Annotated in this window: 28 protein-coding genes; 14 read left to right on the top strand and 14 right to left on the bottom strand. The window is 73.0% G+C overall.

Annotation, left to right across the window (positions count from 1 at the left end):
- Window positions 1-24: 24 nt before the first annotated feature.
- From Scani_RS22470 to Scani_RS22450, 5 genes are all read right to left on the bottom strand, one after another.
- A complete protein-coding gene (locus Scani_RS22470; protein ID WP_159479248.1) occupies window positions 25-1,017 on the bottom strand; it encodes a zinc-dependent alcohol dehydrogenase family protein in 993 nt (330 codons plus the stop codon).
- Window positions 1,014-1,901 carry a carbohydrate ABC transporter permease gene (locus tag Scani_RS22465; protein WP_159479246.1) on the bottom strand — a complete coding sequence of 296 codons (888 nt, stop codon included), beginning with the start codon at window positions 1,899-1,901 and terminating at the stop codon, window positions 1,014-1,016. The genes Scani_RS22470 and Scani_RS22465 overlap by 4 nt, the downstream gene beginning before the upstream one ends.
- Complete coding sequence (locus Scani_RS22460) at window positions 1,898-2,881, bottom strand: carbohydrate ABC transporter permease (protein WP_159479244.1); 984 nt, start codon at window positions 2,879-2,881, stop codon at window positions 1,898-1,900. The genes Scani_RS22465 and Scani_RS22460 overlap by 4 nt, the downstream gene beginning before the upstream one ends.
- A complete protein-coding gene (locus Scani_RS22455; protein WP_159479242.1) occupies window positions 2,862-4,241 on the bottom strand; it encodes an ABC transporter substrate-binding protein in 1,380 nt (459 codons plus the stop codon). Before Scani_RS22455 ends, Scani_RS22460 begins: the two co-directional genes overlap by 20 nt.
- A gap of 263 nt (window positions 4,242-4,504) precedes the next feature.
- The gene (locus Scani_RS22450; RefSeq protein WP_159479240.1) at window positions 4,505-5,266 is read right to left on the bottom strand and encodes a DeoR/GlpR family DNA-binding transcription regulator; all 762 of its coding nucleotides are present in this window, start codon (window positions 5,264-5,266) and stop codon (window positions 4,505-4,507) included.
- Window positions 5,267-5,573: 307 nt separating this feature from the next.
- Between Scani_RS22450 and Scani_RS22445 the strand changes: the two genes are divergently transcribed.
- A complete protein-coding gene (locus tag Scani_RS22445; RefSeq protein WP_246296079.1) occupies window positions 5,574-5,996 on the top strand; it encodes an STAS domain-containing protein in 423 nt (140 codons plus the stop codon).
- A gap of 66 nt (window positions 5,997-6,062) precedes the next feature.
- Here Scani_RS22445 and Scani_RS22440 read toward each other — a convergent pair whose 3' ends face one another.
- Together Scani_RS22440 and Scani_RS22435 are read right to left on the bottom strand one after the other, a co-directional pair.
- Entirely contained in the window at window positions 6,063-6,830 is a 768-nt protein-coding gene (locus tag Scani_RS22440; RefSeq protein ID WP_159479238.1) for a hypothetical protein, read from the bottom strand.
- Window positions 6,831-6,832: 2 nt separating this feature from the next.
- Window positions 6,833-7,477 (bottom strand): RNA polymerase sigma factor, encoded by a 645-nt coding sequence (locus Scani_RS22435; protein ID WP_159479236.1) that lies wholly within the window; start codon window positions 7,475-7,477, stop codon window positions 6,833-6,835.
- A gap of 384 nt (window positions 7,478-7,861) precedes the next feature.
- On the opposite strand from Scani_RS22435, the gene Scani_RS22430 reads away from it, so the two are divergent.
- Window positions 7,862-8,680 carry an SAM-dependent methyltransferase gene (locus Scani_RS22430; protein ID WP_159479234.1) on the top strand — a complete coding sequence of 273 codons (819 nt, stop codon included), beginning with the start codon at window positions 7,862-7,864 and terminating at the stop codon, window positions 8,678-8,680.
- Between the two features lie 37 nt (window positions 8,681-8,717).
- Here Scani_RS22430 and Scani_RS22425 read toward each other — a convergent pair whose 3' ends face one another.
- From Scani_RS22425 to Scani_RS22410, 4 genes are all read right to left on the bottom strand, one after another.
- Window positions 8,718-9,155, bottom strand: coding sequence for a PTS-dependent dihydroxyacetone kinase phosphotransferase subunit DhaM (locus Scani_RS22425; RefSeq protein ID WP_159479232.1), 438 nt, complete (start codon window positions 9,153-9,155; stop codon window positions 8,718-8,720).
- Window positions 9,152-9,748 carry a dihydroxyacetone kinase subunit DhaL gene (dhaL, locus tag Scani_RS22420; RefSeq protein ID WP_159482291.1) on the bottom strand — a complete coding sequence of 199 codons (597 nt, stop codon included), beginning with the start codon at window positions 9,746-9,748 and terminating at the stop codon, window positions 9,152-9,154. Before dhaL ends, Scani_RS22425 begins: the two co-directional genes overlap by 4 nt.
- Window positions 9,749-9,858: 110 nt before the next feature.
- Window positions 9,859-10,851 carry a dihydroxyacetone kinase subunit DhaK gene (dhaK, locus tag Scani_RS22415; RefSeq protein ID WP_159479230.1) on the bottom strand — a complete coding sequence of 331 codons (993 nt, stop codon included), beginning with the start codon at window positions 10,849-10,851 and terminating at the stop codon, window positions 9,859-9,861.
- A gap of 406 nt (window positions 10,852-11,257) precedes the next feature.
- Entirely contained in the window at window positions 11,258-12,766 is a 1,509-nt protein-coding gene (locus Scani_RS22410; protein ID WP_159479228.1) for a glutamate synthase subunit beta, read from the bottom strand.
- Window positions 12,767-12,993: 227 nt separating this feature from the next.
- On the opposite strand from Scani_RS22410, the gene Scani_RS22405 reads away from it, so the two are divergent.
- On the top strand, window positions 12,994-14,133 hold the full coding sequence (locus Scani_RS22405; RefSeq protein ID WP_246296077.1) for a PP2C family protein-serine/threonine phosphatase: 1,140 nt from the start codon (window positions 12,994-12,996) through the stop codon (window positions 14,131-14,133).
- 51 nt (window positions 14,134-14,184) lie between these two features.
- Here Scani_RS22405 and Scani_RS22400 read toward each other — a convergent pair whose 3' ends face one another.
- The gene (locus tag Scani_RS22400; RefSeq protein WP_159479226.1) at window positions 14,185-16,518 is read right to left on the bottom strand and encodes a polyprenyl synthetase family protein; all 2,334 of its coding nucleotides are present in this window, start codon (window positions 16,516-16,518) and stop codon (window positions 14,185-14,187) included.
- Between the two features lie 154 nt (window positions 16,519-16,672).
- On the opposite strand from Scani_RS22400, the gene Scani_RS22395 reads away from it, so the two are divergent.
- Window positions 16,673-17,128, top strand: coding sequence for an SRPBCC family protein (locus tag Scani_RS22395; RefSeq protein ID WP_159479224.1), 456 nt, complete (start codon window positions 16,673-16,675; stop codon window positions 17,126-17,128).
- 68 nt (window positions 17,129-17,196) lie between these two features.
- On the top strand, window positions 17,197-18,831 hold the full coding sequence (locus tag Scani_RS22390; protein WP_159479223.1) for a phytoene desaturase family protein: 1,635 nt from the start codon (window positions 17,197-17,199) through the stop codon (window positions 18,829-18,831).
- A gap of 129 nt (window positions 18,832-18,960) precedes the next feature.
- Here Scani_RS22390 and Scani_RS22385 read toward each other — a convergent pair whose 3' ends face one another.
- Entirely contained in the window at window positions 18,961-21,087 is a 2,127-nt protein-coding gene (locus Scani_RS22385; RefSeq protein ID WP_159479221.1) for a SpoIIE family protein phosphatase, read from the bottom strand.
- A gap of 268 nt (window positions 21,088-21,355) precedes the next feature.
- On the opposite strand from Scani_RS22385, the gene Scani_RS22380 reads away from it, so the two are divergent.
- The 9 genes from Scani_RS22380 (at window position 21,356) to Scani_RS22340 (ending at window position 25,533) form a co-directional block, all read left to right on the top strand.
- Complete coding sequence (locus tag Scani_RS22380; protein ID WP_159479220.1) at window positions 21,356-21,754, top strand: gas vesicle protein GvpO; 399 nt, start codon at window positions 21,356-21,358, stop codon at window positions 21,752-21,754.
- 85 nt (window positions 21,755-21,839) lie between these two features.
- Entirely contained in the window at window positions 21,840-22,289 is a 450-nt protein-coding gene (locus Scani_RS22375) for a gas vesicle structural protein GvpA (RefSeq protein ID WP_159479218.1), read from the top strand.
- Between the two features lie 3 nt (window positions 22,290-22,292).
- Entirely contained in the window at window positions 22,293-23,006 is a 714-nt protein-coding gene (locus Scani_RS22370; protein ID WP_159479216.1) for a GvpL/GvpF family gas vesicle protein, read from the top strand.
- Window positions 23,007-23,015: 9 nt separating this feature from the next.
- Window positions 23,016-23,267, top strand: coding sequence for a gas vesicle protein GvpG (locus Scani_RS22365; protein ID WP_159479214.1), 252 nt, complete (start codon window positions 23,016-23,018; stop codon window positions 23,265-23,267).
- 108 nt (window positions 23,268-23,375) lie between these two features.
- A complete protein-coding gene (locus Scani_RS22360) occupies window positions 23,376-23,888 on the top strand; it encodes a gas vesicle protein (RefSeq protein WP_159482289.1) in 513 nt (170 codons plus the stop codon).
- Window positions 23,885-24,700 carry a GvpL/GvpF family gas vesicle protein gene (locus tag Scani_RS22355; RefSeq protein WP_159479212.1) on the top strand — a complete coding sequence of 272 codons (816 nt, stop codon included), beginning with the start codon at window positions 23,885-23,887 and terminating at the stop codon, window positions 24,698-24,700. The genes Scani_RS22360 and Scani_RS22355 overlap by 4 nt, the downstream gene beginning before the upstream one ends.
- Window positions 24,697-24,948 (top strand): gas vesicle protein, encoded by a 252-nt coding sequence (locus tag Scani_RS22350; protein ID WP_159479210.1) that lies wholly within the window; start codon window positions 24,697-24,699, stop codon window positions 24,946-24,948. The genes Scani_RS22355 and Scani_RS22350 overlap by 4 nt, the downstream gene beginning before the upstream one ends.
- Entirely contained in the window at window positions 24,935-25,342 is a 408-nt protein-coding gene (locus Scani_RS22345; RefSeq protein WP_159479208.1) for a gas vesicle protein K, read from the top strand. Before Scani_RS22350 ends, Scani_RS22345 begins: the two co-directional genes overlap by 14 nt.
- 17 nt (window positions 25,343-25,359) lie before the next feature.
- Complete coding sequence (locus Scani_RS22340; RefSeq protein ID WP_159479206.1) at window positions 25,360-25,533, top strand: CsbD family protein; 174 nt, start codon at window positions 25,360-25,362, stop codon at window positions 25,531-25,533.
- Between the two features lie 7 nt (window positions 25,534-25,540).
- Here the strand turns inward: Scani_RS22340 and Scani_RS22335 are convergent, their stop codons facing one another.
- On the bottom strand, window positions 25,541-26,509 hold the full coding sequence (locus Scani_RS22335; RefSeq protein WP_159479204.1) for an SDR family NAD(P)-dependent oxidoreductase: 969 nt from the start codon (window positions 26,507-26,509) through the stop codon (window positions 25,541-25,543).
- Window positions 26,510-26,565: the final 56 nt, after the last annotated feature.

Here is a 26,565-nt window from a genome sequence, read left to right as displayed (position 1 = left end):
CGGTCCGCCGCGCACCCGCGCGGCTCACGGCCGTACCTGGATCTTCCTCCCCTCGCCCGCCCGGAAGCGGGCCAGCGCCTCCGCGTAGTGGTCCAGCGGGAGGCGGTCGCTGATGAAGACCTCGGGGTCCAGGGCGCCGGCCGCGAACAGTTCCGCGGCGCGTTCATAGCTGTGCAGCACCGCCATCGAGCCGGTGATGGTGATCTCCTGGTTGTAGATCCGGTAGGGCTCGATGGTGGCGCGCGCGGCGTAGTCGGCGACGCCGAACTGGAGGAAGGTGCCGCCCTTGCCGACCCGCCCCAGGGCGTCCTGGATGGCGCGTTCGTTGCCGGTGGCGTCGATGACCACGTCCCAGCCGCGCGGGCGGTCCAGCTCGTCGGCGGAACCGGCCGCGTTGCTGCAGCCCAGGGTGCGGGCGGTGGCGAGCCGTGCGGGGTTGATGTCGACGACGTCGACCCCGGCCGCGCCGGTGCGCTTGGCGAGTTCGAGCATCATCAGGCCCATCGTGCCCGAGCCGTAGATGAGGACCTGGGTGCCCAGTTGCTGGGAGCGCAGGATGTCGTAGCCGCGGACGGCGCAGGAGAGCGGCTCGATCAGGGCGGCGTCCTCGGTCCGGACGTGATCGGGCAGTTTGACGCAGTTCGCGACCGGGGCGACGGCGAACTCGGCGGCGCCGCCCGCCGTGGTCACCCCGATGGCGGCCCATCGCTCACAGAGGTTGTTGCGGCCGATGCGGCAGTAGTGGCACTCGTGGCAGTAGAGGGAGGGGTCGACGGCCACCCGGTCGCCCTCGGCGAGTTCGGTGACCGCGTTGCCCAGCGCCACGACCGTGCCCGCGAACTCATGGCCCGGCACGACGGGCAGGGTGGGGGCGAACTCCCCCTGGAGGATGTGCAGATCGGTGCCGCACAGCCCGCAGGCGGCGACGGAGACCACGACCTCGCGGGGGCCGGGCGTCGGGTCCTCGACGGTGCCGACCTCGACCTTGCCGGGGGCGCTGATCACTGCGGCTTTCATTTCACGGCTCCAAGCGACAGGCCCTGGACGAGTTTGTCCTGGGCGGCGAACCCGGCGATGAGCACCGGGAGGGAGATGACGGTGGCGGCGGCGCACACCTTGGCCAGGAACAGGCCCTGGCTGGTCACGAGTCCGGTCAGGAACACTGGCGAGGTACCGGCCACGACGCCGGTCAGGACCCGGGCGAACAGCAGCTCGTTCCAGCTGAAGATGAAGGAGATCAGAGCCGTCGCCGCGATCCCCGGCATGGCGACCGGCGCCACGATCCGGGTCAGGGTGGTGGCCAGCCCCGCGCCGTCGATCGAGGCGGCCTCCAGCATCTCCACCGGGACCTCGGCGAGGAACGAGCGCATCATCCACACCGCGATCGGCAGGTTCATCGAGGTGTAGAGGAGGACCAGCAGCCAGATGCTGTCGAGCATCCCGGTGTTCTGCGCGACGAGGTAGACCGGCAGCAGCCCGGCCACCAGCGGCAGCATCTTCGTGGAGAGGAAGAAGAAGAGGACGTCGCTCCATTTGCGTACCGGCTTGATGGCCAGCGCATAGGCGGCGGGCACCGCCAGCAGCAGCACCAGCAGGGTGGAGACGACGGAGGCGGTCAGCGAGTTGATCAACGGGGGCCAGGGGCTGACGCCGCCGCCCGTCGCCCCGAAGAACTCGCGGTAGCCGTGCAGGCTGAGCCCGGCGCCCACGCTCGGCGGGTTGGTCGCCGCGTCCGTCTCGCTGTGGAAGGACGTCAGCACCATCCACGCGACGGGCAGGAAGAAGGCGATGCCGCACAGCCAGGCCGCCAGGCCCAGCAGACTGCCGGTGCGCCGCCGGCGCCGGGCGGCGGGGGAACCGGCGCGACCGCGGGCCGCGGACAGGGTGGTCAGGGTGGTCATGACGTGACCTCCTCGCGCAGCAGGGACGACACGGTGCGCAGTGCGAAGGTCGCCACCAGCAGCGAACACAGCACCACGACCACGCCCTGCGCGGACGCCCGTCCGTAGTCATGGGACTGGTAGACGGTCTGGTAGATGGTGTACGGAAGGTTGGCCGTGCCGAGGCCGCCGGACGTGATGGTGAACACCGCGTCGAAGTTCTGCACCACGTACACCGTGCCCAGCAGCGCGGCCAGTTCGAGGTAGCGGCGCAGATGCGGCAGGGTCAGATAGCGGAAGATGTCGAAGGCGGAGGCGCCGTCCATCCGGGCCGCCTCGACGGCGTCCGACGCCCGGCTCTGCAGCCCGGCCAGCAGGATCAGCATCATGAACGGGGTCCACTGCCAGATCAGCGACATCTCCACCGCGGCCAGCGGCGAGTCCGTCATCCAGTCCGGCTGCGGCGGGTCGTCGCTGCCGAACAGCCGCCATATCCAGGTCAGCGAGCCGTTGAGCAGTCCGTACGAGGCGTTGTACAGCGCATGCTTCCACAGCAGCGCGGAGGCGACCGGCACGATGAGGAACGGCGTGATGAGCAGGGTGCGCACGATGCCGCGCCCGCGGAAGCCACGGTCGAGCAGCAGCGCCAGACCGAGCCCGAGCAGCAGGCTGACCAGCACCACGGTCACGGTCAGCAGCACCGTGGTGCCCACCGAGGCCCGCATCGCCGGATCGGTGAAGACCGCGCGGTAGTTGTCGAGGGCGGCGAAGCCGCGGTTGTCGGGGGCCAGCGCGTTCCAGCGGGTGAACGAGATCACCACCGTCGCCAGGAACGGGAGTTGGGTGACGAGGACGAGGAAGACCAGCGCGGGGAGCAGGGGCGCGCGGCGGGCCCAGTTCTTCGCCCGCTCGGTGCGGCGGGCCCGGGCGTCGGGACCGCCGGCGCGGAGTGCGACGGCCGCATCGGCCGCGGGGGCCGGCTCAGTGGTGCGTGTAGGCATCGGACACCTCCTGCGCCAGTCGCCGGCTCTTCGTCAGGGCCTCGGGAACGCTCTGCTTGCCGGCGATGGCCGCACTGATCTCGGTCGAGACCTTGGTCCCCAGGTCGGCGAACTCGGGGATGCCGACGAACTGGATGCCGGGGGCCGGGCGCGGCTGTACGCCGGGGTCGCCGGGCCGGGCCGAGCTGATCGCCCGCTCGGTCGGGCCGGCGAACGCCCCGGCCTCCTTGGCGTACTCCGGGTTGCGGTAGAGGGAGGCCCGCTTGCCGCCCGGGACCCTCGACCAGCCCAGTTCGCGGCCCACCAGCCGCTCGTAGCCCTTGCTCGAAGCCCAGCGGACGAACCGCCAGGCCGCGTCCTGGTGCGTACTGGCCTTCTGTACGCCCCATGCCCAGGTGAACAGCCAGCCCGCCTCACGGGTCCGCTCCACCGGCGCCGGCGCGTAGCCGACCTTGCCCGCCACCTTGGACTCGCCGCTCTCCAGCGAACCGGCGCCGGCCGTCGCGTCGTACCACATGGCGACCTTGCCCTGCTGCATGTCATTGAGGCACTCGGTGTAGCCGGCCTGCGGGGCGCCCGCCTGGCCGTGCCGGCGCACCAGATCGACGTAGAACCGGGTGGCCTCGGTGAACGCGGGGCTGTCCACCTGCTGCTGCCAGTCCTTGGTGAACCAGGTACCGCCGAAGGTGTTGACGACGGTGGTCAGCGGGGCCGCGAGCTGGCCCCAGCCGGGCTGGCCGCGCAGACAGATGCCCTTCAGACCCTTGCGGGAGCCGTCCAGCTCGGCGGCGAGCGCGGCGACCTGGTGCCAGGTGGGCCGGGCGGGCATGGTCAGCCCGGTGGCCTTGAGGAGGTCCTTGCGGTACATCAGGAAGGAGGATTCGCCGTAGAAGGGCTCCGCGTAGACCTTGCCGTCGGCGGCGGTGAGGGAGGAGCGGACCGGCTCCAGGATGTCGCCCTGGTCGAACGTGCGGTCCTTGGCGGCCCGTTCACCGAGCGGGGAGAGCCAGCCGTTGCGGGCGTAGATGGGCGTCTCGTAGTTGCTGACGCTGGCCACGTCGTACTGACCGGCCTGGCTGGAGAAGTCCTGGCTCATCTTGTCGCGCAGATCGTCCTCCGGCAGCACGGTGAAGTGGACCTTGATGCCGGTCTCCTTGGTGAAGTGCTCGGCGGTGAGCCGCTGCAGATCCACCATCTGCGGGTTGTTGACCATCAGGACGTTGATGGTGTGACGGCTGTCGTTGCCCGCATCGCCGGCGCCGCGGTAGCAGCCGGCGGTGGACAGGGCCAGGGCGACGGCGAGGGCGGTCAGCCCTAGGGAGCGGCCGCCGCGGCCTGGTCCGGGGGATCGTGCTCTCACGGCTCGTGCCTTTCTGGGGGACGGGGGAGGGGGACACGGGGACGGGGGCGAGGGGCGGGTGCGGCGGACGGGGAGGTCCGGGGAGTGCCGCACCAGCGGCGGTTGCGGGGCGTACGGCTCCGGCCCGCGGGTACGCCGGGGGAGCCGTCCGGCGGCCGGGGCGGCCGTCGGCGGTGGGTTATGGGTTATGGGGAGACAGGGCGGGATGTGGTGCCGGGTGCCGGGTTGCGTGCGGGGCCGGAGTCCGGACGGCCCCGCCCCGGTCAGACCCGGAGCACCTGCGGCCCCAGGAGCGAATAGCGATGTGCCTCCGGCGCGGACAGCCCCGCGTCGGTGACGATCGCGTCGAAGTCACGCACCTCGGCGAACCGGCAGAAGCTGCTGGCGCCGAATTTGCTGTGCACCCCGACCAGCACCCGGCGCCGCGAGGAGCGGACGGCCTGCTCCTTCACCTCGGCGACCGCCGGATCCGGGGTGGTCAGGCCGTGCTCCCGGGAGATGCCGTTCGCCCCCAGGAACGCCAGGTCGATCACGAACCGGGCGAGCATGTCCCGCGCCCAGGACCCGACCGTCGCCTGCGTCCCGGAGCGCACCCGCCCGCCGGCCAGCAGGACGGTGGTCGATTCGGACGCCGCGACCAGCGACGCGGTGCGCAGCGACGCGGTGATCACGGTCAGCGGACGGTCCGCGGGCAGCAGCGTGGCGACCAGCTCGGGGGTGTAGCCCTCGTCGACGAACACCGTCTCGGCCTCGCCCACCAGGCCCGCGGCGGCCGCCGCGATCCGGCGTTTCTCCTCGACCTGCTGGGTCTCGCGCCGGGCCAGCGTGGTCTCGAACCCGGCGCTCTCGACCGGATACGCCGCGCCGTGCGTACGCCGGATCAGGCCCCGGCGCTCCAGCTCGCTCAGATCACGCCGTACGGTCTCGCGGGCGACCCCGAACTCCACCGCGGCATCGGCGACCTCGACCCGGCCGGACTGCCGGGCGAACGCGAGGATGCGGTGCTGGCGTTCCTCGGCCCTCATGGCTCACTCCTGCCCGAATTCTGACGTTTTCCGGTTTCCGTTCGGTCACGGGGCTGCCCGTTTCCGCCCGTATCAGGTTTATAGCAACCGGGACGGTGCGGAAGGGTGCCCGCGACGGCGGAAAACGTGACCGTTTTTGTCTGCTTCGGGCCGCTGTCACCTTGGCCGCATGCACGAACGGGTGCCCGTAACGCCCTGGCGGCGGGCCCGTACGGGCCCCTGCGGGCCGGGTTGTCCGGGGCGGTCCGTTGTGCGCCGGCGGGCCGCAGCGGTGGTGCCGGAGACGGCGGCGCTTAGTCTGGACGGCATGAGCTCGGAGATGCGGTCGTTGGCGGTCACTGCGATCGTGCAGGCGGAGGAGTGCGCGGTCCTGCGCGTCAGCGGAGACCTGGACCTCCGCACCGAGCAGGCGTTTCTCGCCGAGGCGCGGTCGGTGGTGTCGGCCGGCCACCGCTTCCTGGTGCTCGATCTGACCGCCCTGCGCTTCTGCGACTCCCGCGGGCTGAGCTGCCTGCTCGCCCTGGAATGGCTGTGCCGGCGCCTGGAGGGCAGGCTGCTGCTGGCCTCGCTCGGCGTACGGATGCTGCGGCTGCTGGTCGGCACCCAGTCCCTGAGCGTCTTCTCCTGCTACCCCACCGTCGGCCATGCGCTGGCCACGGTCCCCGACGCCAGCCGCCCGGCGTGGCCGCCGATGGCGGAGGGCCCGTCGGACGGAACGGGCGACTCCTGAGGCCGACCGGCCGGCCGTGGTGCGTCCCGCGGCCCGCGCCGGGGAGCCGCCGGTGGCGTGGCGTCGCTACTCGGCCCGGCCGAGGTCCCGGACCAGCGTGGGGGAAGGGCGGGGGATCTCGCCGAAGTCCTCGTCGTCGCTGTCCACCACGAGCCGGTTGATCACGTTCTCCAGCGCGCTCGGCAGGGTCGGGGCGAGCCCGCTGTGCCACTGGACCAGCAGGTTGTGGCGGGCCGCGTCCGGCAGCAACTGCTTCTCGTCGAACGCGGCCGCCGACCGGCGCTCCTCGTCGGGCGCGTGCGCGGCCTGTTCGCGCCAGTAGGCGGCGTCGCGGTACTCGCCGTTGCGGCGGTGGGAGAGGTAGAGACAGTAGGCGGCGGTCCGGCTCCCGGCCCCGGCGCCGAAGTGCCACCAGAAATGGGCCGCGTCATGGCGCCCGGTGATGTGCAGCAGGCAGGCGAAGACCAGCGCGCCCTCGGGGTCGATGTGGTGGTCGTCGACCAGCCGCTCCAGGCTCGCCGCGGCCGCCGCCGCGTTGACGACCAGCGCACAGGCCAGCTGGAGTTCGTGGGTGGCCTCGTCGCGGGCGCTGGGGTAGGTGCTGGGTGCGGCGTACGCCGTCCGGGCCGGCCGCTGTGCGGTCAGGCGTCCGTCGGCCGCCGTGCCCCCCGCCGCCGCGGCACCCGCCCGGACGGAGGTGTCGAGGCCGCCGGGCACTCCCGTGGCGTCGAGGTCGGCGAACCCCGCCAGATCGTCGATACCGGACACCGCCGCGGCGGCGCTGAGCAGCGTCTCGACGGTCTCCCTGCGGCCCGCGGGACAGATGTGCGACATGGTCAGTTCCCCCTGGAATTTCCCTGGTCGATTCCGAGTGCGGCGGCGAGCTTGCGCTTGCCGCGGCTGGCGTAGGAGCGGACGGTGACTTCGTCGACGCCGAGCAACGAGCCGATCTGCGCGTCGCTGTACCCGATGACATGGCGCAGCACGATCACATCGCACTGCCGCTCCGGCAGCCGGGCGATGGCTGCATACAGCCCCAACTGGCTCTCCAGCATGGCGAACTGCTGCTGGCACTCGCGCAGCAGGGCATGCGTGACGACGGCGAAGGCGGCGGTCTCGGTGAGCGCGGTGGGCTGGTGGTGGTCGTAGAGCCACTCCACGACGCTTTCCTTGAGGACCGACCAGGCGTATGCCTCCACCGACGCCTGCCGTAGCGCATGCGGCCACAGCCGGCCGAGCTGCCCGTACGCCGCCCGGGTCACCTCGCGTGCGGCGGGCTCGCTGCCGGTGTGCAGATAGGCATACGTCAGCCACTTGCGTGCATGCGTCGCGAGGAACGCCTCGAAGGTGATCGACAGCTGCCGGTCGAGCGTTTCCGGCGCGACGGCCGGGAGCGAACCACGGGGGAGCGGGGCTAACTCCGCCGTATGGACGTGCGCCGGGGCGCACGCCGGTAGCAGTCGGTCCCGGTCTGCGCTCACGAGCAGTCCTCGTTCCGTTTCGCCGTGCACCGAGCCGGGCGCCGAAGCGCCGCCGGCCGCGGGAGGACGGTTTGCCCTCACCCTCCAATGAACCGGAAGGTGACCCCTTTTGTGGCATCGGGCGGGCAAAAATCTGCCGCTGCGTATTCATATGACTACGCGTGACCGTGGCATGTGACGCACGGGGGGCGCCAACCGGCCGGGCGCCGGAAACCTCGCCGGGTACGACCCGGCATGATCCGGGGCGTACGGGGCAGTGCTCCAACAGCCCGGCGCACGGCGGCGGTTGATGCGCCGCCTGGAGTGCGCGGGTTATGAGGGGGCGTTACCGTACGCCGGGGAGGCGCGCCGGGGCGGCATGCCGTACTGGGGAGGCAGCAGACGATGAGCGAGCACGGGTCCGTGGTGGACCTCCAGCTGGACCGGGCCCACTCGTCCCGGATCTACGACTACTTCCTCGGCGGCAAGACCAACTTCCTGGCCGACCGGATGGCCGCCGGCAAGGTGCTGGGCGTCTTTCCCGCCGCGCTGGTCGCCGCCCGCATCAACCGCGAGTTCATGCACCGCGCCACCCGCGCCGTCGCCGCCTCCGGCATACGGCAGTTCCTCGACATCGGCACCGGCATCCCCACCCCGCCGAACCTCCACGACGTCGCCCAGAGCATCGCCGCCGACGCCCGGGTCGTCTACACCGACAACGACCCGATCGTCCTCGCGCACGCCGCGGCGCTCCTGCTCAGCACCCCCGAGGGGCGCACCGCATATGTCCAGGCCGACGTCACCGACCCGGCCGGCATCCTCACGGCGCCCCAGCTCCTCGACACCCTCGACCTGAGCCGCCCGGTCGCGCTCAGCCTGAACGCGCTGATGCACTTCGTCCCCGACGACGGCCAGGACCGCGCCCTCATGATCGTCGATACCCTCAAGGCCGCGCTCCCCAGCGGCAGCACCCTCGCGATGAGCCATGCGACACCGGACTTCAGCCCCGAGGCGATGGGCAAGATCATCAAGATCTACGGCGAAGCGGGCACCCGGCTCCAGTTCCGCTCCCACGCCGCCTTCCTGCGCTTCTTCGACGGCTGGGAGCTCCTGGAACCGGGCGTCACCCTCTCCCACCAGTGGCGCCCCGACCGCCCCGAGGACGCCACCCATGTCACCGACGCGGAGGCCGCCTGCTACGCGGGCGTCGCCCGCAAACCCTGAACGCGGCGGCAGCAGACGGCCTTTCGCCTGCCACGCCTCACTCCTTGCGGTACCCGTACGCCTCCTCGGCCGCCGCCGTGACGGCGGCCAGATCAGCCCCGGCCGCCGCGGTGACCACGGCGGCCACCGCACCCTCGACGAACGGCGCGTCCACCAGCCGTGAGCCCGCGGGGAGTTCGTCCCCCTCGGCGATCAGGGCCTTGACGGTCAGTACGGCGCTGCCCAGGTCGACCAGGATCGCCACGCCCGCTCCACGGTCGACGGTCCGCGCCGCCTTGGTGATCAGCTCCGCACTCGTGCCCAGCCCGCCGTCCGGCGTACCGCCCGCGGCGGCCACCGGCGTCGTGGCCCCGCCGGCGAGGCCGATCGCCATGGTCGCCACGGACTCCGCGACCGGTCCGCTGTGCGACACCAGCACCACCCCGACCTGCGCACCCCCGCCGCCGGCCGTACCGTCCGCCGTCCCCGCGCTCACTGCGCCACCTCCGCGAGCGCGGCGAACAGCAGCGCCGACGAGGTCGCCCCCGGGTCCTGATGCCCGATGCTGCGTTCCCCGAGGTAGCTCGCCCTGCCCTTCCTGGCCTGCATCGGCACGGTGGCCTGCGCGCCCTGCTCGGCGGCCTCGGCCGCCGCGGCGAAGGAGGTCGACATCTCCGTGACGCCCGGCACCAGCGCATCGAGCATCGTCGCGTCGCCCGGCGCCGATCCGCCGAGCTGCCCCACCGCGTCCACCCCGGCGGCCAGCCCCGACCGCAGCTCCTCGGCCGCCACCTGCGGCGCCTCGCCCAGTGCCTTGCCGGCCCGCCGCAGCAGCGTGCCGTAGAGCGGCCCGGACGCCCCGCCCACACTTGAGATCAACTGCCGTCCGGCGGCGATCAGCACCGCACCGGGTGTCGCCGGCGGCTCCGCCTCCAGCGCCGTGACCACGGCCGCGAAGCCGCGCTGCATGTTCCTTCCGTGGTCGGCGTCACCGATGGGGGAGTCCAGCTCGGTGAGCCGGTCGGCCTCCCGGTCGAGGACGGCGGCGGCCGCCGTCATCCAGCGTACGAAGAACGCGGCATCCAGCACCGTTTCGGACACGGACTACTCTCCTTGGTTGTTCGGGCACTGAGCGAAGAAAACGGGGTCGTACGGCCACCGGAGCGGATGCCGACCCGCCTGCGGATACGGCTGCGGTGTCACCGCCCCCAGCGGAGCCCGGGCGTCTGCACCGGCGCGTCCCACAGCCGCAGCAGTTCCCCGTCGACCTGGCACAGCGTCACCGAGCAGCCCGCCATGTCCAGCGACGTCACATAGTTCCCCACGAGCGTGCGGGCCACCGCCACGCCCCGCTCGTCGAGCACCCGGCGCACCTCGGCATTGAATCCGTACAGCTCCAGCAGAGGGGTGGAGCCCATGCCGTTGACCAGCACCAGCACCGGCAGCCTCGGGTCGAGGTCCTCCAGGATCGCGTCCACGGTGAAGTCCGCGATCTCGCGCGAGGTCATCATCGCCCGGCGCTCCCGGCCCGGCTCGCCGTGGATCCCGACGCCCAACTCCAGCTCCCCGTCCGGGAGATCGAAGGTCGGGCTGCCCTTCGCGGGGGTGGTGCAGGCGCTCAGCGCCACCCCGAAGCTGCGCGACGAGGCCACCACCTGCCGGGCCAGCGCCTCCACCCGCTCCAGCGGCATGCCCTCGTCGGCCGCGGCACCGGCGATCTTCTCCACGAAGAGCGTCGCCCCGGTGCCCCGGCGGCCCGCCGTGAACGTCGAGTCGGTCACCGCGACATCGTCATTGACGAGCACGCTGGCCACCTGCACCCCTTCGTCCTCCGCCAGCTCGGCCGCCATCTGGAAGTTGAGCACGTCCCCGGTGTAGTTCTTGACGATGAACAGCACCCCGTTGCCGCTGTCCACGGCCGCCGCGGCACGCACCACCTGATCGGGCACCGGCGAGGTGAAGACCTCGCCCGGACAGGCGGCGTCCAGCATCCCGGGCCCGACGAACCCCCCGTGCAGCGGTTCGTGCCCGCTGCCGCCCCCGGACACCAGCGCCACCTTCCCCTCCACCGGTGCGTCCCGCCGTACGATCACCCGGTTCTCGGCGTCCACCACCAGTTCGGGGTGCGCCGCGGCCATCCCGCGCAGCGCATCGGCGACCACGGTCTCGGCGACGTTGATCAGCATCTTCATGGATACCTCCCGGTGGGTTGAGCTGTGCAGCCTCTGAGTGGCGTTCTTCCAGGTCAGGTGGGGTGTCGAACTCTGCTGATCTTGACATGCTCCGGTGATTTCCGACAGGTCCGAGGGGTGACGGAGGCGGGCGGATCCGCGGGACGGTGGCCGGTGGACGTCGCACCCTCCTGACGGCCCGTCGGTCATGTTCGCTTCGGGCCTCCGCGGTGCCGGGAATCGGTGGATCAAGTATCGGGCGAGGGGGGTGCTGGTGGCACTGTTGCCGGTTGGTGTCGCTGTGCTCTGTGTGGCGTGGTGCCTTCGCTGCTTCCCTGGTCCGGCGCCGGTAATACCATCGATCCGCACGCCGGTAGGTCTCGTCAACCCCGGCGGACGAACGAGATGGCAGCGGCCGCGCGCGGCGTCACGCCACCAGCGGCCGGTCCCGGGGGCCGATCGGGGCGGGAAGCGCCGTGGAACCGGTCAGATAGCGGTCCGCGGCCGCCGCCGCGGCCCGTCCCTCGGCGATGGCCCACACCACCAGCGACTGGCCGCGCCCCGCGTCGCCCGCCACGAAGACACCGTCCGGCCGGGCGGGGGCGGACCGCTCGGCCGGCCCCGCCGGCTCGGCGGCGAAGCCGCCGTCCCGGGCGAGGTTTCCCCGTTCGTCCAGCGTGAGCCCCAGCTGTCGTATCAGACCGCTGCCCCGTTCGGGACCGGAGAAGCCGAGGGCGAGCAGCACCAGCTCCGCCGGGATCACCCGCTCGGTGTCCGGCCGCGGACTCCTGGCCGTGGGCTCCACCTCCGTCAGGCGCAGCGCGCGCACCCGGCCGTCCGCGGTCCCTTCGAAGTGGAGGGTGGCGGAGGAGAAGACCCGCGGATCCGTGCCCTCCCGGCCCCGGGCCTCTTCATGGGCATGGGAGATCCGGTAGACCTTCGGATAGACCGGCCAGGGCTCGCCGTCCGTCCGGGCGTCGCCCGGCTCCGGGTTGATGTCCAGTTGCACCACCGAGGCCGCGCCCTGGCGCAGGGCGGTGCCCAGGCAGTCCGAGCCGGTGTCCCCGCCGCCGACGATCACCACATGCTTGCCCTCGGCGGTGACGGGGGGCGCGGCGTAGTCGCCCTCCACGACCCGGTTGGCGAGGGGAAGGTAGTCCATGGCCTGGTGGATGCCGGACAGCTCGCGGCCGGGAACGGGCAGCTCCCGCTGTGCGGTGGCTCCGACGGCGACGATCACCGCGTCATGACGCCGCCGGATCTCGGTGGCGTCGATATCGCTGCCGACCTGCACGCCCGTGCGGAACTTGGTGCCCTCCGCCCGCATCTGCTCGATGCGGCGGTCCAGATGCCGCTTGTCCATCTTGAATGCGGGGATGCCGTAGCGCAGCAGTCCGCCGATGCGGTCGGCGCGTTCGTAGACCGCGACGGTGTGGCCGATACGGGTGAGCTGTTGCGCCGCCGCCAGCCCCGCGGGGCCCGAGCCGATGACCGCGACGGTCTTGCCGCTGAGCCGCTGCGGCGGATGCGGCGCCGCGTATCCGCACTCCCAGATCTGGTCGGCGACGGCCTGCTCGACGTTCTTGATCGTCACCGGATCGGCGTTGAGGGCCAGCACACAGGCGGCCTCGCACGGCGCCGGGCACAGCCGTCCCGTGAACTCGGGGAAGTTGTTGGTCGCATGCAGCCGCTCGGCGGCGGCCTTCCAGTCGCCCCGCGCCGCGTACGCGTTCCACTCGGGGATGAGGTTCCCCAGCGGGCAGCCGCTGTGACAGAACGGGATACCGCAGTCCATGCAGCGGTCCGCCTGCTCGGACACCAGCGGGAGCAGCGCCTGCCCGGCGTAGACCTCGTCCCAGTCGCTCAGCCGTTCCTCGACGGGGCGCGGCGGGACGGGCCGGCGGGGGAACTTGAGGAAGCCGCGAGGATCGGTCATACACCGCCTCCATCGCTCACTCACGGTGTGATATGGCGGTCCTGGTCAGCCTACGCCTGCTTTGTCCCGCTTTCATCGGTCGATGCCGGCGCTCGCGCAGGGCCTCGCCGCTCCGCCGGGGCCGGGCGGGCAGGAGCGTCGGTGGCCCGGCGGAGCGGCGGGCGCATCCGGCCCACAAGGCGTATATGTGAATCCATCGGGTCCGCCCCGGCAGCAGGAGAGGCACGGTGAAGAGCTTGCAGCCCACGCCGGTGAGGGTGTCGTGGATGCTCGCGGCACTCGCCCTCGTGGTCGGCGTCCTGCTGAACCTCTTCGCGCCCCAGCCGTACATGGGACTCCCGCTGCTGGCCGCCGCACCGCTGGTCGCGGGCGCCATGCTCTCCTTCCGCTCCGCGCTCGTCGTCGTGTGTGCCGCCTGTGTGATCTCGGTGGGACTGGACCTCGAACGCGGACGTCCGGCGACGGCACGGTACGTCGACCTGGCCGTGGTCGGCCTGATCGGCGTGCTGGCGCTCGCGGTCAACCGGCTCCTGCTGCGCCAGGGGCGGGATCTCGCCCTGGCCAGGGATGTCGCGGAGGCGGTCCAGCGGGCGGTGCTCCCCGATCCGCCCCGCGAGGTCGGGCCGCTGGCGGTGGCCGCCGGGTACACCACGGCGCAGGCCGAGGCGCGGATCGGCGGGGACCTGTACGCGGTGCAGGAGACGCCGTACGGGGTGCGAATGATCATCGGGGATGTGCGGGGCAAGGGCATGGAGGCCGTCGCCGCCGTGTCCGTCGCGATCGGGGCCTTCCGCCAGGAGGCCGAGTACGCCCCCACCCTGGCCGCCCTGGTCCAGCGGCTGGACGAGGCCATGGCAAGGGCGGCGGCCAGGGGCGGCCCGGTGACCTCCACGGAGGGCTTCACCACCGCCGTGCTGGCCCAGGTGTCCGCCGACGGCGGGGCGCTGAGCCTGGTCAACCGAGGGCATCCGCCGCCGTATCTCGTGCACGGCGGGCAGCTCGTACGGCTCGACCCGACCCTCCCGCAGCTGCCCCTGGGCATGGCCCTGGGAGACGCTTCCTCGGCCGGCTCCGCGCCCGTCGATGTGGTGCGGCTGCCGCCGGGCGCCTCGTTGCTGCTGGTCACCGACGGTGTCACCGAGGCCAGGGACACCCAGGGCACGTTCTACGATCCGGTCTTCTCGCGCCGCATGGGCAGACGGTTCACCGAACCGGAGGCACTGGTGGACGCCCTGACCAAGGACGTCGGCCGCTGGACCGGGGACCATCACCAGGACGACATGGCCATCCTGGCCGTCACCCGGCGCCCTGTGCCTCCGTCCGCCACCCCCGCCCGGACGGCGCCCCCGCGCCGGCACCTGGCGTGACGCCCCCTCTCCGGCGGCGATGAGGGCCACCGCTGGTCCCGGAGCGGGGGCTCACCCGTGCCCGAAGCCCTCTTCGGATGCCCGGCCCGTCGCGTCCTGGCCGTCGGCGCGGTACGCGGGCACCTCCGCCTCGCGCAGGGCCGCGTACCGCCCCAATGAGCGGACCATGATCTTGGCCGGCGAGTCCGGCACCAGCGGGGCCAGTCGCCGCCAGGCGTCGTCGACCAGGGTGCGGGCCTCCTGCCGGCAGGCCTGGACGGCGCCGGAGCGGGCGATGTCGGCGGCCGCCCGGTGGACGGTGTCCGCCGGGGCCCCGCCGTCGCGCACGGCCTTCCACACCTGGCTCATCCGGTCGGCGGGGAGCCGGCCGACGCAGTGCGCGAGCGGCATGGTCACCCTCCCGGAGCGCAGGTCCTCGCCGCTGTGCTTGCGCCGGCCGCCGGAGTGCGGGGCGGCGGCGCCCAGGACGTCCAGCACATCGTCGGAGATCTGGTACGCGGTGCCCACCGCCTCGAAGTACGCCCCGATGGCGGCGGGTCGGGCGCCGACGGCTCCCGCGGCGAGGGCGCCGAGCTCCGCGAAGGCGCGGGCCGGGACGCCGGTCTTGAAGCGGTGGGTCGCCCGCAGCCGCCGCAGCAGCGGCCGCGCATCGCCGGAGGCCACCGCCGCGTCCATCTCCTCCGTATGGCCGGCCAGATCCAGGGCCTGGCCGCCGTGCGCCGCCCGGAGCATGCGCAGATACGTCCGGCAGACGGCGAGCCGCAGCCGGTCGTCGTCGGGCAGCACCTCGTCGATGACGCGGTCCAGGGCGAAGTAGGCGGCCGTGGCGGCGTTCATGGTGGCCGGCACCCCGAAGACCCGGTGCACGGCCGGTACGCCGCGGCGGTGCAGCGCGCCGTCCTGGATGTCGTCGATGGCCAGGTTGGCGCTGTGGATCACCTCGACCGCCGCCAGCAGCGGCGCGTACGGGTCGGCCCGCACGCCCAGCAACTCGATGGCGGCACAGCAGACATAGGCCCGCCACCCCCGGCCGCCCGGGTCGGCCAGATGCCGCACCGGACGGACCAGGGTCTCGTGCACGGCCGTGTCCGCGAAGCCGTCCAGCGAGGCGCCGGTCCCGCCGAGCAGCGACGTCGTCAGGGCGGCGGACGGCCGGTCGGGGTAGAGCCGGCGGACCTCGCGCCGGGTCACCTCCTGCAGCCGGCCCAGGTACTCCTCCAGGTCCCCGATCCGCTGCGCGGGCACCGCCGTGACGACCGCCCAGCCCGTCACCGGCCGCCCGTCCCGGGTGCCGCTCACCCGCGCCGCCGCGCACAGGAAGCCGTGGCCGGTGAGCATCGTGCGCACTTCCTGGCCGGGGAAGTGCGCGGTGACGTAGAGCCGCAGACGGAGGTGGTCGGAGGCGACCTCCCAGGACGTGGGGTAGCGGTTCAGGGTGGAGAGCGATGTCCAGGGGCGGTGCGGGCGGAGCCGGACGTCCCGGGCCGCCACCGCCCGCCCGTCGGGGCCGTGGGCCGTCAGCGTGGTCCGGTGGCCGGTCACCGTGCGCGCGGCCATCTCCACGTGCTCCACGCCGCCGGCGTCCACCCGCCAGCCGTCGTCGAGGAACACCGTGAGGAGCCGGCGGCCGATGTCCCGGCCCCCGCCCGGGGCTTCGGCCAGCAGCCCGTCGTCCGTACCGGACTCGTACCAGCCCTCGCCCGAGACGACGACCGCCGCCCGCCCGCCCGGGACCGTGATCCGGCCGCCGACGGCGCAGCGCGGCCCGCCCCCGCCGCCGTCGTCCGGCCCCTCGGCGCCGGGGGCCGGGCCGGGCGCGAAGCCCAGGTCGCACCCCGCCTGTTCGCCGCGCAGCGTGAGCCGGTATCCGCCCCCGTTCTCCGCGCGCCACGCCCCCACTTCGCCGAACACGAGGTCGGCCTCGCCCCGGCCGCCTCCGCCCCGGCCGCTGTCGACCCGTTCGGTGCCGCCTTGTCCTGCGCCGTCCTGTCCTGCGCCGACCCGCACCGGCTCCGCGAAAAGGCGGTCCGGAGCCACCGGCAACCCGCCGGCCAACGCCTCCAGCAGCGCCGCCCGCACCCGGGCGTCCATCCCCGTGGCACCGGCCGCCGCGGCTCGCAGGGCGGAGACCGCGCCGCGGTCCACCCACGACTGCGCGCGATGCAGGCGCCGTCCCACATCGATGAACGACCAGACCAGTCCGTGTCCCCACCGCGGCGGCCCGTCCACCGCCGCGAGGCACCGGCGCACCAGGGACGCCGTGACGACGTACTCGTCCCCGGCCTCCGTCACCAGCCGGCAGCCCAGCCGCCACCGCCCCGCTCGGGTACCGGGCTCCGTGGCACCGCCTCCGGCCCGGCCGTTCCCACTCTCCGCAGCTGCCACGGCTGCCTCAACGAGCCGGCCCACCGAAGGAAACGGAAGCCGGGCACCCGGGGGAGTGCGGCCCGCGCCCGGCCTCGGGAGGCCGGGCAGGGGAGCGCGCCCTACGCTGGGTGAGGAAGCCGGCAACCGAGGTGCGGTGAGGCGGTGGAGGCCCGTGGCGGTACGGCACCGGCTGATCGAGTGCACTCCCGAGGAGCTGTGGGCGGTACTCGCCGACGGCTTCCGGTACCAGGACTGGGTGGTCGGCACCGCCCACTCGCGGCCCGCGGCCGGCAACTGGCCCGAGGTCGGCTCCATGATCGAGTACACCGTGCGGCTGGGACCCTGGGACTTCTCCGGCCACACCGTCGTACGCCACAGCGACCCGCCGCGCGCCCTCGAACTCGAGGTGGACAGCGGCCGGCTGGGCACCGCCCGGGTGGCCATCGAGGTGCGCCGCTGGGGGCCGGACTCCCTGGTCGTGGTCGATGAGCATCCGCTGCGCGGACCCGGCGGACGACTGCACAACGCGGGTCTGGAAGCCCTGCTGCAGCTGCGTCACCGCAGCATGCTCAGCAGGCTGGCCGAGGTCGCCGAACAGGCGCCGCACGGCGCACGGACGGGCTCCTGACCGCCGCCCCGTGCGGGGGTCACCGGCCACCGCCGGGGCATACACGGCCGGGTGAACAGGAGACAGCGATGCCGGACGCGGTGGTGATCGGCGCCGGACCCAACGGACTCGTCGCGGCGAACCTGCTGGCCGACGCCGGGTGGACGGTGGAGGTGCTGGAGGAGCAGGAGGAGCCGGGCGGGGCGGTCCGCAGCGACCGCGGGGTGCACCCCGACTACGTCAGCGACCTGTGCAGCTCCTTCTATCCGTTGGCCGCCGCCTCCCCGGTCCTCGCCGCCCTCGCCCTCCACGAACAGGGGCTCGTCTGGAGCCATGCGCCACGGGTGCTGGCGCATCCGCTGGCCGACGGCCGCTGTGCGCTGCTGGAGCGCGGCACCGACGCCACGGCGGCAGGGCTGGAGGCCTTCGGTGCGGGCGACGGCGCGGCCTGGCAGCGGCTGTGCGCCGTCTGGGACCGGGTCGGTCCCGACCTGCTCGACGCCCTGTTCACACCGTTCCCGCCGGTGCGCGCCACGGCCCGGCTCGCCGCGCGGGTACGCGGCGCGGGCGGGCTGCGGCTGGCGCGGACCATGCTGCTGCCCGTACGGCGCCTGGGCGATGAGGAGTTCTCCGGTGCGGCGGGCCCGCTGCTGCTGGCGGGCAACGCGCTGCATGCGGACCTTGCCCCCGAGGCGGCGGGCAGTGGCGGCTTCGGGTGGCTGATGTCGATGCTCGGGCAGACCTACGGCTTTCCCGTACCGGCGGGCGGCGCCCAGTCGCTCACCGCGGCCCTGGTGCGGCGTCTGCAGCGCGGCGGCGGGGTGCTGCGCTGCGGGGAGCGCGTCGAGGAGGTCGTCGTACGCTCCGGGCGGGCGGTGGCGGTGCGCACCGCGATCGGCGAGATCGTGCCGGCCCGCCGCGCCGTGCTGGCGGACGTCTCCGTGCCCACGCTGTACGGCCGGCTGGTCGACTCCCGGTACGTCCCCGGGCGGGTCCTGGCGGATCTGCGGCGCTTCCAATGGGACTTCGCGACCTTCAAAGTGGACTGGGCGCTCGGCGGCCCGGTGCCGTGGACCGCCGGGGCCGCCGCCACCGCGGGCACCGTGCACCTGGCCGACGGCCGGGACGACCTCACCCGGTTCGCCGCCCAGATCGCCATGGGACAGGTGCCCGACCGGCCCTTCGCCCTCTTCGGCCAGATGACCACCGCGGACGCCACCCGCTCCCCGGCCGGCACCGAGTCGGCCTGGGGCTATACCCACGTACCCCACCGGGTCCGCGGGGACGCGGGGGAGGAGGGCCTCACCGGGGCCTGGAACCCGGGGGAGCAAGAAGTGATGGCGGACCGGCTGGAGGCGCAGGTCGAGCGCTTCGCCCCGGGCTTTCGCGCGCGGATCAGGGCGCGCCGGATCCTCGCCCCGCCCACGCTGGAGGACCTGGACGCCAACCTGCACGGCGGCGCCATCAACGGCGGTACGGCCGCCCTCCACCAGCAGCTGGTGCTCCGTCCGCTGCCGGGCCTGGGCCGCCCGGAGACCCCTGTCGCGGGCCTCTTCCTGGCCTCGGCGGGGGCGCACCCGGGCGGCGGGGTGCACGGCGCCCCCGGCGCCAACGCCGCCCGCGCGGCGCTGTGCACCTGCTCGCCCAGTCGCGTCCTGAGCCGGGCACAGCGCGCCCTGAGCCGCCGCGGCACCCCCGGGCGGGGCCCGGCGGAGCGCGCGTGACCGGGGGCGCCCCGGGACGTGCCGCAGCCTGCTCCACAGGTCACCTTCTCCGACGCTCAACTCCCTCTTCTTCAGGGAGAAGTGAGGTGACGTCATGGGGCTTCGGGAGGCGAGCCGCGAGTACGGGCCTCAGGTCGGTGTCATCGGCCCGACCGGCAAGGCGGCGAGCAGCATGAGCGCCACATCGTCCTGCCGGTCCGCCTCGTCCTGCCGGTACTCCAGAAGGGCGTCGGCGAGGCGCTCCGGCCCCACCGGCGGCGCGTCGTTGAGACGCCGGGCGAGGTCGTTCACGGAGCGCTCCGGATCGACCCCCGGCGTCTCGACCAGGCCGTCGGTGTAGAGGGCCAGGACGGATTTCGGCGGCAGGGTGATCTCCGTGGCGGTGTACCGGGCCTCGGGCTCGACGCCCAGGAGCAGCCCCGGCGGGACGTGCAGCACCGTGGTGTGCCGGTCGGGGTGGCGGAGCAGGGGCGGTGGATGGCCGGCGCCGGCCAGGCACGCCCGCCGCGTCCGCAGGTCGATGTGGACGTACAGGCAGCTGGTGAACAGGTCCGGGTCCAGGTCGCTGAGCAGCCGGTTCGTCCGTGCCAGCACCTCGGCGGGGGAGGCGCCCGCGGTGGCGTAGGCGCGTACGGCGGTGCGGGCCTGGCCCATGAAGGCGGCGGCGGCCGCGTTGTGGCCCTGCACATCGCCGATGACGGCGGCGATGCTGTCCTCCCCGAGGCGGATCAGATCGTAGAAGTCGCCGCCGATGTCCATACCGCGGGTCGACGGCAGGTATCGGGCGGCGACGGCGAACCCCGGCACCGGGGGCAGGCCGTGCGGCAGCAGGGCGGCCTGCAGATCGTGTGCCAGTTGCTGCTTGGTGTCGAAGAGGCGGGCGCGGTCGAGGGCCTGGGCGATCAGTCCCGCCAGCGAGGTGAGGACCTGGCGTTCCTCCTGGCTGAAGGTGCGGGGCTGGGTGTAGGAGAGGATGCAGCAGCCGACCGGGCGGCCGGACACGATCAGCGGCAGCACGGCGCGCGCCGCCTTGCCGGTCAGCTGCGGCAGCCCCGGGTAGTCGCGTTCCATCTCCGCGGGGCTGGTGAAGAAGCTGGGCTCCCCGGTGGCGAGGGCATGGACGGCGGGGCTGTTGGCGGCGCCGAGGGCGACACCTTCGAAGGTGGCGACGGCCTCGGCGGGGTAGCCGCGGTGGCCGATGGTCCGCAGCCGGCCCGCCTCCGCGGCGTACATGATCATGCCTTGGGCCCCGAACGCCGGCACGATCTGGTCGGCGACGAGGTCGACGATGTCCTGGACGCCCACGGCCTCGGTCAGGGCGGCCGCGAGGTGCAGCACGTGGTAGATCTGGCCGGCCCGTGCGGGCACCACCTCCGTCGGCACGGGGTAGGGCTCCACCGGGCCGTAGTCCTTGTCCGAGGGGCTGATCCACACACTCAGGCCCCTGCCGTCCGGGAACAGCCGGAAGGTGAGCCACCGGTCCGGCGGCCGGCAGGCGGTGAACGGCATCGGGCGGCGGCTGATCACCGCGGCGCGGTAGCGGTCCTCGAACGCCGGGTCGCGCAGCCACGGCAGGATCTCCCAGGGGCGCGAGCCGATCAGCCGGGTCTCCGGCTCGCCGAGCAGCTCCGCCGCGCCGGTCGTGACCAGGGTGATGCGTCCGTCCAGGTCGAGGGCGCAGCAGCCGCCGGGCAGCCGCTCCAGGTAGTCGGCCGCCGCCTGCGCCTCGTCCGGGCCCACGGTCCGGGCCGGCGGGGCGGGCAGCACCCGCGGCCCGTCGGACGGGGGTACGGAGCCCGCGGGCCGGGGGCCGTCGCCCAGGAGCCCGGCCAGGCGTCCGGACGAGGCCTCCACCGCGCGGCGTTCGTCCGCCGACAGCCGTGGCGGATGGCCGGCGGGCCACAGCAACAGCAGCGCACCCCGGGTGCCGGCCCCCTCGCCGACCGGAGCCGCCGCCAGCGAGAAGTCATAGGGCACGGCCACCGCGATACGGGGGAAGTCCTGGGCCAGCTGCTGCCGGCCGCCCGCCCACACCAGGCGCTGTGCGCGCGTCGCGACGGCTACCGGGACCGGCGCCGCGAGCGCCACCCGGCTCCACGGCTCCAGGAACGGCGCCGGCAGGCCGCTCATGACCGTCAGCCGCAGGACCGGCTCGTCGTCCGCCAGCAGATAGAGACCGCCCGCGGACGCCCCGGTCTCCCGCATCGCGCGCAGCAGCGCCCGGCCCACCGGATCGGCTCCGGCCCCGCCGGTCATCGCACACCTTCACACAGCTGTCGTGCCATCGGGACTCACTCCGGCGTGCCAATTCTCCCCGTGCCGAGACCGTCCTGACGTCTCTCCCAGGACAGTGCCGACGTTACGCCGCCGACCGGGCACCGGCACGCGTTGCCGGACCGTTCCGATACCTCCCGGTAACGCCCTGACCAGCCCGAGATGCGATGAGCTCAGACCGTATATCATGTAATGGCGTCTCCTCACAGGGACGTGGGCAGCATGTCGCCTCCGATTCCGGAGAGGGAACATGGCCGCAGACGAAGAGGGCGAGTCCGGAGAAGTCCGGCGCCCGTCCAGTAAGAAGACCGCCAGGAAGACCGCCAAGAAGACCAGCAGCGTTCGGGCCGGCAGCCGCGAGAGCGAAAGCGAATCGGAGCGCACGGCCCGCCGCGTTTCCGCGCCGCGTGCGATGCGGTACGCGGCCGAGCAGCTCAAGGAGTTGCTGGGTCGGGCGCCCGAGTCCGTCTCCTCGGTGAAGCCGACGGAGGACGGCTGGCAGGCGGACGTGGAAGTCCTGGAGCTGGAACGTGTCCCCGGGACCACCAGCGTGATGGCGACCTACCGGGTGGTACTGGACAAGGAGGGCGAACTGGTGGCTTACGAGCGCACCCGCCGCTACACCCGAGGCCAGATCGACCGGCGTTAGACCCGGGTCTCGCGGCAGACCGTTCGCCAGGCGAACGACACGGCCACTCCGCTCGAACCGGGGTGAGCCGGTGAAGGGAGGCACCGTGACTGTGGTGCCGCAAGGCGGAGGACCCGTCGCCACCGGCGGCGGAGGGGGCTCCGGCAATCTCTACGACATCCTCGATCTGATCCTGGACCGCGGTCTGGTCATCGATGTGTTCGTGCGCGTTTCGTTGGTGGGTATCGAAATCCTCAAGATCGATGCCCGCATCGTCGTGGCGAGCGTCGACACCTACCTGCGCTTCGCCGAGGCCTGCAACCGCCTCGACCTGGAAGAGGGGCGCAAGGCGCCCTCTCAGCTGACCGACCTCGTCGGCGAGGTCACCGAAGGCGGTTCGCACGGCAAGGCCAAAGGCGCCCTGTCCGGGGCCGCGGAAGCGGTGACCGACGCCCTGAGGGGCGACGGGGACGAGGAGCGCGAGGAGAAGCAGAAGGAGCCCGCCGAGCGCCGTGAGCGCCCGGCTCGCCGGCCGGCCCGGCGCCGAAAGGAGTGAGCGATGTCCGTCTACGTCTACTCCATCGTCGCGTCCACCCATCCGAAGAATCTGGACGATCTGCACGGTGTGGGAGACCCGCCGTCCACGCTGCGGACGGTGGGGACCAAGGAGCTGTTCGCCGTCGTCAGCGACGCGCCCGAGGAGTTGCGTCCCAAACGCCGGGACCTCTCCGCCCACCAGGCCGTCCAGGAACGGCTGATGGCCGACGGCACCGTGCTGCCCCTGCAGTTCGGCTTCACGACCACCGACGACGAGGCCGTACGGGCCGTCCTGAAGGAGCGGGTGGAGGAGTACACCGAGCGGCTGGGGGTGCTGGAGGGGTGCGCCGAATACCACCTGAAGGCCGCGCAGGAGGAGGAGGCGATGCTGCGGCAGATCCTCCAGGAGTCGGACGAGGCCCGCGCGCTCAACGAACAGATCAGAAGCGGCACCGGCGGCCCCGACCTTCCGCTCGCCCTCGGCGAGATGGTCTCCCAGGAAGTACAGGCCCGCCAGGACCGGCTCGCCGCCCAAGTCCTCGACGGACTGCGCGGGTTCGCCCGGGAGGACCGTACGTCGCAGCCCACCGGGAACGACTTCCTGAGCGTGTCCTTCCTGGTGGAGCGGGACAACGAGAAGAGCTTCCTCGGCGCGGAGCAGGACCTCGCCAAGGAACTGGGCGAGGACTTCGACCTCCGGCTGCTCGGTCCTCTGCCCGCGTACAGCTTCGTCTAGGGAGTTCTCATGGGCCTGCTGAGTCAACTCGCCACCCTTCCCCTGGCGCCGGTGCGCGGCGTGGCCTGGGTCATGGAACGCGCCCTGGAGGCAGCGGAGAACGAGTACTACGACCCCGAACCCGTCGAGCGGGAGCTCGCCGAGCTGGAACGGGCGCTGCTGGCGGGTGACATCGACGAGGAGACGTTCGACCGGCGCGAGGACGAACTGCTGGACAAGCTGGACGAGATCAGGGCGCATGCCCAGGGCACCGGCACCTGACCGCGGCGCCCGGCGCGGCGGCGCAGCACTGCCCCGCGCCCGCGTCGCGCTGCCGGGACACCAGGGAAGGGAGGTGCAGTGGCCGTGAACGAACCCGTCGCGAGGAGGATGGGCGACTACCCCTCCAGGGCCGGCCCGTACGGCGGGCAGGGCTCCTCCGCCAACCTCGCCGACATCCTGGAACGGGTGCTGGACAAGGGCATCGTCATCGCGGGCGACATCCAGATCAACCTGCTGGACATCGAACTGCTCACCATCAAGCTGCGCCTGCTGGTCGCCTCGGTGGACAAGGCCAAGGAGATGGGCATCGACTGGTGGGAGCACGATCCTTCGCTGTCGTCCCGCGCCTCCGACGGCTACCACTCGCTCGCCGAGGAGAACAAGCGGCTGCGCGCCGAGATCGAGGCCCTGCGCGAGGGCGACGAGCTGCCCTCGGCCGAAGAGGACGAGGAAGAGGAAGAGGGAGAGGACGAAGACCAGGAGGAGGGCGAGGCCGAGTACGAGGAGGAGAGCCGTCCTGCCGCCTCCCGCCGTCCTTCGCGCACCTCGCGCACCTCACGCACTCCGCGCACCAAACGGGCCGCGCCGAGCCCCCGTAGCAAGCGGCGGGACGAATCATGACCGAGGCCGTCACCTACGCCTACGCCGTCGCGCAGGACGCCGACGGCTCGCTGGAGGAGGTGCTGGCCGGACTGCCGGGAGTCGCCGACGGGCCGGTGCACCTGGTCCGCGCGCCGCACCGCCGTGAGGTGGTGGTCGCGGTGAGCCCGGTGCCCGAGCCGGACTTCGAGGAGAGCGCACTGCGCGCGCACTTGGAGGACCTGGACTGGCTGGAGTCGGTGGCGCGCGCCCACCACCGGGTGATCGAGGCGCTGGCCGGCCGGACGACCGTCCTGCCGCTCCGGCTGGCGACCGTCTACCTCGACGACGAGCGGGTGCGGCAGATGCTCGACGCCCGTCAGGAGGCGTTCGCCGAGCGGCTGTCCGACCTCGCCGCGCACACCGAGTGGGGCGTCAAGATCTATGTCGAGGCGCCCGCTGCCACCGACCGGCCGGCGGCGCCGCCCGCGGACGCGGACCTGAGTCCCGGACGGGCCTACCTCAGCCACCGCAAGGCGCAGCGGCACGCCCGTGAAGACGCCTACCGCGGCGCCGAACAGATCGCCCACCGCGTCGAGGAAGCGGCCCGCGGCCATGCCGTCGACCGGGTCCAGCACCGGGTGCAGCAGGGCGAACTCGCCCGCGGCCCGGGGGAGAACGTCATCAACGACGCCTATCTCGTCCCGCTGGAGCACGGCGAGAGCTTCCGCGCCGACGTCCTGCGGGCCGGCGAAGGGCTGTCCGGCGTGCGCGTCGAGGTCACCGGGCCCTGGGCCCCGTACTCCTTCGCCACGCCCCCCGAAGCCGCCCCGCTGAAGCGAGCCGCTCCGTGAGGGCGGCGGGCGGGCCGCCGGCAAGGGCGGACGAACCACTGCCGGACCGGCAGATCGCACTGATCGACCTGCTGGACCGGTTGCTCAGCGGAGGCGTCGTCCTCACCGGGGACATCGTCCTCTCCATCGCCGACATCGACCTCGTCCGCATTTCGCTGCGCGCGCTGATCGTCTCCATCAGCGAACAGAACCCGTCCCCGTGGCGCGCCACCGCACCCCTGGTACAGGACGACGATGACCGCCGATGACCGCCGGCCCGGCACCCGCTTCGACGATGTCGCCGATGCGGCGGCCCGCGCCTTCCGGCTGCTGCCCACGACACCGCAGGACGTCCGGCCCCCGGCCGGACCGGGAACGCCGCGGCCGGCCCACCGGGTCCGCACCGACCCCGACACGGTCGAGCGGGACCTGATCAAGCTCGTCCTCACCCTGGTCGAGCTGCTGCGCCAGCTGATGGAGCGGCAGGCCCTGCAACGGGTCGAAGCCGGAGACCTCACCGAGGAACAGGAGGAGCGCCTGGGAGCGACGCTGATGATTCTCCACGACCGGATGGTCGAACTCTGCGCCCGCTACGACCTGGCGATGCAGGATCTGAACCTGGATCTCGGGCCGCTCGGGACGCTGCTGCCACCCGCCGAATGACCCCGAAGGAGCACGCCATGGGCATCGGGAAGAAGACCAGGAACATCGGCCACATCGTCGAGGGAATGGCCAAGGAGACGACCGGCAAGGCCCTCGGCAACAAGAGCATGCAACGAAGAGGCAGGGCGGAACAGGCCGTGGGGCGCATGAAGCAGGCGGTGGAGAAGGGGCGGGACACCTTCCGGCACTGACGCGCCCTCAGCGCTGGTTGAAGCGGTCGGCCGCCCGCTCGTTGAGCGCGCCGAGCACACTGCGCAGCCGCCGGGCCGGCGGCTGCTCCCCTGCCGCGACCGTGGAGCCGTCGACGGTCCCACGGGCCCCGTCGCGGGGCAGCACCCGCGCGAGCGCCGACGTCAGCCGGGTGGTGGTCACCGGTGCCAGCCCGTGGGCCCTGGCGCCGAGCCTGGCGGCCGGCGTCAGCACGATGCGCGGGCGCCGCCGTTGCACAGCGGAGACGATCCGCTCGGCGGCCCGCTCGGCGCTCATGGACAGCACCGGGGCTCCGGCCAGCGCCGAGAACCAGGCGTACTCCCGGCGCCGGTCCCCGCCGAAGAGGGCATGGAGGTGCGACCCGGTGCGCATCAGACCGGGGTGGACCGCCGTCACGGAGACGCCGTGCGCGCCCTCCTCCGCGTGCAGCCCTTCGGCCAGCGCCGCCACCGCCGACTTGGCGCAGGAGTACGGCAGCAGATGCGGCACCGCGAGCAGCCCCCCGACGGACCCGATGAGGGCCAGCCGGCCGCCGGCCGGGCTGCGCCGGAGGTGCGGGAGCGCGGCGAGCGCGGTGTTCAGGGCCCCGTTGAAGACGGAGTCCATGGCGTCCTGGAACCCGTCGGGGCCCAGCGCGTCCGCCGGGCCGACCTGGATGATGCCGGCGTTGGCGATGACGATGTCCAGCCCGTCGTGGTCCCGGGCGATCTCCGTGAGGCGGTCGTGCACCGCGGCTCGGTCCCGTACATCGCACACCACACCGCGCACCGTGCCGCCGCGCCACTGGGCCAGTCGGGTGACGGCCCTGCCGAGTTCGGCCTCGCTCCGGGCCAGCAGCACGACATCGCAGCCGCGCCGCAGCAGTTGGCGGGCCAGCAGCAGCCCGAGCCCCCGCGAGCCGCCGGTGACGACGGCGGTGAGCCCTTCGATCGAGGGAGCGGCCCGGAGCACGCGCATGACGATCCCTTTCCTTGGGCGCCGGTCGGCGCGGACGGGGCGCGGTCCCACGGGAC

The sequence above is a fragment of the Streptomyces caniferus genome (assembly GCF_009811555.1).
GTDB lineage: Bacteria > Actinomycetota > Actinomycetes > Streptomycetales > Streptomycetaceae > Streptomyces > Streptomyces caniferus.
Note: the sequence above shows the minus strand (reverse complement) of the source record. Positions and strands in the feature narration are given on the sequence as shown.